The sequence below is a fragment of the Moorena sp. SIO1F2 genome (assembly GCF_010672755.1).
In the GTDB taxonomy this organism is placed as follows: domain Bacteria; phylum Cyanobacteriota; class Cyanobacteriia; order Cyanobacteriales; family Coleofasciculaceae; genus Moorena.
Map to the genome: position 1 here is coordinate 1 of NZ_JAAHFV010000397.1, position 5,604 is coordinate 5,604.

Annotated in this window: 9 protein-coding genes; 6 read left to right on the forward strand and 3 right to left on the reverse strand. The window is 44.7% G+C overall.

The genetic code is table 11. The annotated features are described in order from the left end of the window. Positions 1–166: 166 nt before the first annotated feature. Together ndhK and ndhC are read right to left on the reverse strand one after the other, a co-directional pair. Complete coding sequence (ndhK, locus tag F6J94_RS29210; protein WP_293046788.1) at positions 167–913, reverse strand: photosynthetic/respiratory NAD(P)H-quinone oxidoreductase subunit K; 747 nt, start codon at positions 911–913, stop codon at positions 167–169. Beyond that, the gene (gene ndhC, locus F6J94_RS29215; protein ID WP_070391734.1) at positions 910–1,272 is read right to left on the reverse strand and encodes a photosynthetic/respiratory NAD(P)H-quinone oxidoreductase subunit C; all 363 of its coding nucleotides are present in this window, start codon (positions 1,270–1,272) and stop codon (positions 910–912) included. The genes ndhK and ndhC overlap by 4 nt, the downstream gene beginning before the upstream one ends. A gap of 323 nt (positions 1,273–1,595) precedes the next feature. Here ndhC and F6J94_RS29220 point away from each other — a divergent pair, with 323 nt between their 5' ends. From F6J94_RS29220 to F6J94_RS29245, 6 genes are all read left to right on the forward strand, one after another. Further along, entirely contained in the window at positions 1,596–1,943 is a 348-nt protein-coding gene (locus tag F6J94_RS29220) for a rubredoxin (RefSeq protein ID WP_293026129.1), read from the forward strand. 137 nt (positions 1,944–2,080) lie between these two features. After that, positions 2,081–3,085 (forward strand): photosynthesis system II assembly factor Ycf48, encoded by a 1,005-nt coding sequence (locus F6J94_RS29225; protein WP_293046790.1) that lies wholly within the window; start codon positions 2,081–2,083, stop codon positions 3,083–3,085. A gap of 133 nt (positions 3,086–3,218) precedes the next feature. After that, a complete protein-coding gene (psbE, locus tag F6J94_RS29230; RefSeq protein WP_075897538.1) occupies positions 3,219–3,464 on the forward strand; it encodes a cytochrome b559 subunit alpha in 246 nt (81 codons plus the stop codon). Between the two features lie 26 nt (positions 3,465–3,490). Further along, positions 3,491–3,625, forward strand: coding sequence for a cytochrome b559 subunit beta (gene psbF, locus F6J94_RS29235; RefSeq protein ID WP_075897540.1), 135 nt, complete (start codon positions 3,491–3,493; stop codon positions 3,623–3,625). Positions 3,626–3,636: 11 nt separating this feature from the next. After that, positions 3,637–3,756, forward strand: a complete 120-nt coding sequence (locus tag F6J94_RS29240; protein WP_071986819.1) for a photosystem II reaction center protein L — start codon at positions 3,637–3,639, stop codon at positions 3,754–3,756. Between the two features lie 416 nt (positions 3,757–4,172). Continuing rightward, on the forward strand, positions 4,173–4,292 hold the full coding sequence (locus F6J94_RS29245) for a photosystem II reaction center protein J (protein WP_071986820.1): 120 nt from the start codon (positions 4,173–4,175) through the stop codon (positions 4,290–4,292). A 277-nt stretch (positions 4,293–4,569) separates the two neighbouring features. Here F6J94_RS29245 and F6J94_RS29250 read toward each other — a convergent pair whose 3' ends face one another. After that, positions 4,570–5,430 carry a type II CAAX endopeptidase family protein gene (locus F6J94_RS29250; protein ID WP_293046789.1) on the reverse strand — a complete coding sequence of 287 codons (861 nt, stop codon included), beginning with the start codon at positions 5,428–5,430 and terminating at the stop codon, positions 4,570–4,572. Positions 5,431–5,604 lie beyond the last annotated feature (174 nt).

Below are 5,604 nucleotides of genomic sequence, written 5' to 3' on the forward strand. Positions count from 1 at the left end.
TGCAATGGGAAGCAAGACATCTGGTTCAACTTTGAGTACCTCAACGCCTAGGTGATCCAACTCCATGAACTCATGCTCAAAACCGTTTTCCTTGAGCCATCCGGAGACTTTTCCCGCTTCAACTATCTCAGAGACTTCTGTCGTTTGCTCTACTGGTTTTGACTCTTCAGCCACGCTCTACCTCCTGCTTTTGATAGGATTTGAGTGCTGGTGGTACTGCCATTCCCATCCCCTCGGTCAACTCTTTGGGGGGAGTATAGCGCTCGTCAGATTGCAGGTACTTACCGGTCAAAATCTCTGGTACCACTTTCATGTTGTGAGTGGTGCTGTAGTAACGGTGGGTTTGCTTGAGCTGACCACGCTCCTGAATCGACTCGTTAGCCACCTTTTTGCGAAGCTTGACAATAGCATCCATGATTGCTTCTGGACGAGGGGGACACCCAGGTATATAGACATCCACTGGAATCAATTTATCCACACCACGCACTGCTGTTGGAGAATCAACGCTAAACATGCCGCCAGTGATAGTACAAGCTCCCATGGCAATCACGTACTTCGGCTCTGGCATCTGCTCATAAAGACGAACCAGTGCTGGTCCCATTTTCATGGTTATGGTACCCGCTGTGATAATTAAATCCGCTTGTCTGGGGCTAGAACGAGGAACCAAACCAAAACGGTCAAAGTCAAACCGCGACCCAATCATTGCCGCAAATTCAATGAAGCAACAAGCGGTACCATACAACATCGGCCAGAGGCTGGAAAGCCGCGCCCAGTTGTAAAGGTCGTCTACTGTAGTTAAGATTACATTTTCCGATAAGTCTTGAGTGACTTGGGTTCGCTCAATCGGGTTAAGAATTTTGTTTGTTTGCTGCTGTTCTATAGCAGCACTATCCTTTGTAAGATTAGATTTCATGACCATTCCAAGGCTCCTTTGCGCCAAGCGTAAACCAGAGCAACCACAAGAATTGCAATAAAAATTAGGGCTTCCACAAATGCCAGTAATCCCAGGCGATTGAAGGCGACAGCCCAGGGATAGAGGAATACAGTTTCAACATCGAAAATCACGAACACCAGGGCGAACATATAGTAACGAATGTTGAACTGAATCCAAGCACCCCCCACTGGTTCCATACCAGATTCATAGGTGGTGCGCCGCTCTGGCTCCCGATGGCTAGGTCGCAAAAGCTTGGAAGCCGACAGGGCTAGTAGGGGAACTAAGCTGCAAGCTAGTATGAAGCCTAAGAGATACTCGTAACCGCTAAGAACAAACACAATTGGTCAGTGCCAGGTAAAAACTGGCGTTAGTACTTCTTTACAAACTTTATTATAGGTGGTCTGCCCTTTTGAACGGTCCTCAGGGGTCAGTGGTTGGTTCTCAAAAGCCAATGACTACCATAGACTTCAAGGTTGCTCGTAGTTGATTGTACTCCCTCTCCCTAGAAGACCCTACTCTTTCAAGGGTTCATCAAAAATCGGGTCAGGCATCTCGGAGAAACTCCTGAGCTTAAATCGAAAGTTAAGAAAATCTGACACTTAGTGTGTGATAATATTTTTTAACATAGTTATTAAGATTTGCTGCTTAAGCTTACAGAGGAATGACTGAACGAGCCCCAGAGCAAACCCTAGCTGAACAGGCACCCAGCAGCTATGAATGCCGTGCTTGTGGCTATGTTTACGATCCGACCAAGGGAGATAGTAATCGCAATGTTCCAGGAGGGACATTATATAAGGATTTGCCAGATGATTGGCGCTGTCCAGTGTGCAGCGCTCCGAAAATTCAGTTTATTAATATTGGTGCTGTTAATGCCCCGTCTGGATTTCAGGAGAATCTTACCTATGGCTTCGGTGTTAACCGCATGACACCAGCACAAAAGAACCTTTTAATTTTTGCCGCTTTAGGATTAGGCTTTTTGTTTTTTCTGAGCCTTTACGGTTTGAACTGAAATCAGGGCAGTTGGCTTGTATGCGTGAACGTGAGCAACTGCTGGCATCACCAAAGCTTAGATCTAGAAGCCATCGCCCTTGGTGGGGTCTGAAAACCTACGGAGAACGCTGCCATACTCAAGAAGTTCTGGAAATAATGAGATATTTGATGAAAACGCTGAAACAAATTTTAATATTACTGGCGGTGGCATTAATTTGTGTCAGCTGCAAATTTCCTTCATCCATAAGCTATAATCCTTGGGCGGTTATTTCCTTACCTACAGAAGCGACCATGCAAGACCTTGGCTTTACCGGGGATCTTAGTCATGGATGGATTGTGGGTAGCTATGCCACAATTTTTGAGACTAAGGATGGGGGTAATACATGGCAACAGAAAGGCTTGGATCTAGGAGATGAAAATTATCGCTTCTCCTCTGTAAGCTTTGCTGGTGATGAGGGGTGGATTGTTGGTCAACCCTCGATCATGCTTCATACTAATGATGGGGGTGAATCTTGGTCTCGCATTCTCTTAAGTGAAAAGTTACCAGGTTCACCCAACAGAATCCTGGCTCTCGGACCCAACTCAGCAGAGATGACCACTGATGTTGGCGCAATTTATCAGACTAAGGATGCTGGTAAAACCTGGAAGGCACAGGTAGCACAAGCGGTCGGAGTCACCCGTAATATTTCCCGCTCTGAAGATGGTAGTTACGTTGCTGTGTCTGCTAGAGGGAACTTTTACTCCACTTGGGATCCAGGTCAGAGTGCTTGGTTACAGCATAATCGTTACAGTTCCAAGCGTCTCCAGAATATGGGGTTTACCCCCGATGGTCGTCTGTGGATTTTGGCCCGGGGTGGTCAGGTACAATTTAGCACTGCCGAAAACCTAGAAGAGTGGGAAGAACCAATTTATCCAGATTTTTCCAACAGCTTGGGATTACTTGACTTAGCCTATCGCACACCCAATGAAATTTGGGTAGCAGGTGGCAGCGGTAATTTGCTTTGTAGCTTTGATGGTGGAGAAACCTGGCAAAAAGACCGGGATCTTAGGGATGTTCCCTCCAATTTTTACAAAATTGTCTTTGTAACACCAGAACAGGGGTTTGTCATTGGTCAGAAAGGGATTTTACTCAAGTATGAGCTGCCTAGCCAGGAAGCTTAGGGCTTGGAAATCCCTATGATCTATGCCAGTCAGTTTCGTTTTATCTTTCAACATCGAAGATGTAGAAAAAAACGGCACTTAGAACTATTATAGTTATGGAATTTTAAACGGTTGTTGGTAGGAGGAATCTACGATGGCAGGTACAACTGGAGAACGTCCGTTTGGTGACATTATTACCAGCGTTCGTTACTGGGTCATTCACAGTGTTACTATCCCAGCCCTATTTATCGCTGGTTGGCTTTTTGTGAGCACTGGTCTGGCTTACGATGCGTTTGGCACACCCCGTCCTAATGAATACTTTACTCAAGAGCGGATGGAACTACCAATCGTTTCCGACCGCGACAATGCTAAACAGCAAGTTGAAGAATTTGCTCCATAAGGTTTTTTAGATAAAGGCAGACAATCATGACTAGCAGTAATCCCAATCAACCAGTTTCGTATCCGATTTTCACGGTTAGATGGTTAGCGGTTCATACCCTAGCCGTTCCTTCAGTCTTTTTCTTAGGCGCGATCGCAGCCATGCAATTTATTCAACGATAGGAGAAGCAATTATGGAGCGGAATTCCAATCCCAATAGACAGCCGGTTGAACTCAATCGGACGTCTCTTTACTTAGGTCTATTACTGATTTTTGTGCTTGGTATTCTGTTTTCCAGTTATTTCTTTAATTAACTGATTTAACAGATTCGCCTAAATCCCCATCTTGGAGACGGCTCGGATGTAAACTGGAAAAGACTCTTAGTTAATTCCCTGGTAATTTCCGGTTAATCGCTAATTTCCTAGCTAAGATGCACCGCGATAGACATTTTTCCTAAGTTGTTTAGGTTATGGCACCTACGAATGAACGCTATTTCGTAGCCCTGTCACTAGTAGTTAAGTTAAGGGAAAAGTGCTGCTAGCTCAACAAGCCTTTACAATATTGCCGTTCGCGGAAGCAGGAAGAAGTCCGGCAAAGATTACTCCTGATAGGAGTTGCGCAAAATCTAAGCCACGAGGGAGGCTTTTCAACGAAATTACTAGTTATTAAGCCTTCTATCGTTAACTACATGTAAGAAAAAAAACTTGATTTAAAATTGGAGGTATAAGCTGTGTCTGGAGGGGGAAGAATTCCTTTATGGATAGTTGCCACTATCGCTGGTACTGGTGTCCTCGTAGTGGTTGGTCTTTTCTTCTATGGTGCCTATGTGGGAGTTGGTTCTTCCATGTAAGGTTGACCGATTTCTCTGATTAACACCCCGGCGAGGTTCCCTCGCCAAGGTAACGCGCACCAAAAGAAAGGCGCGAAATTAAACATGAAGTAAATCCACAGGTGCCCTTGACCCATTAAGAATTAAATTCTTAATGGGTCAAGGGCACCTAAGGATAATCGCTAGTTTAACTTGTAGCTGGCGGTATTTTTTTTGGTGATTAGCTTTTAAGACAGCCTGCCGGATATAGGAGTTTGTTGACAGGCTTCAAGCCAATTTAAAACAGGTGAAATTTTTATCAAATGTTGACCAGCTGATTCGGCAACATCAGTAATAATAAAGCCCCAACTTCCAATAAACAAAGAAGACCCACTATCCCAGCTAACGGTTTTCCTCCCAAACCCGTTATCCAAATTGGTCCAATGCCTGTGTAAGCAATTAACTCAGCTGAGTCCAAACAAGTTAAACCCCAAATCCAACCAGCATGTAGTCCCCATGCTAAACCCAGACTGCCTCCATCCACCCAACGGGCTAGGACTAATACCATTCCCATTAGCCATAATCCTGGTAACTGAGGGATAGTATCTTTTTGTTCCCAAACTAGGTGTAACAGGGCAAAAATCCCACTAGAGATGGCTGCTCCTACCCAGATAGAATAATCCGGCTGTAGTTGATTCACTAAGAAGCCACGAAAGACTAACTCTTCTGTAAGCCCAATCCACAGCCCTAATAACATCACTGGCAGTAATATCGGTCCCAAACGCTGCCAATTTTCAGAATTCCACCTCACCCAGCCTAGTAATAATTGCCCAGTAAATACTATGATTAAGCTGAGAATACCTACTCCTAGTCCCAATCCTAGAGAGCCTAAAACGCTTAATTTCCACTCCAATCCGTAATCGGAGAAAGGCACCCCCTCTAGTTGAGAAGCTCCCCATAAAATTAGGGGAGCAATCAGGTAAAGTGCTGCGAGTAGTGGTAACTTTTGGTCTGGTGCTAAAGGCTTATTTGGACGCCACTTTAAAACCATAGCTATAGGGAGAGCTAGGGGCAGCCACAAAACTGCCCAAGCTAGGAAAAAAGTGCCTACCTTGAAAAGAGTAGTTGACGTCATTAATGACACAAACGACCCATTAGTTGCCTGATCAAGAATAGCCATTGGCGAGATTGGCAAATTACTATCAAATGACTATAAGGTCTAAACTAAACTACCATAAGCGGCTGCCGTTTTCCTATGCCTTGCTTCCCTAACCACAGAGCACATCGGGCTGGTTAATAATAGCCTGCTTTATCAACTCCTCAGGTAGTAGAAACAAAAATCTTCTTTCTACGA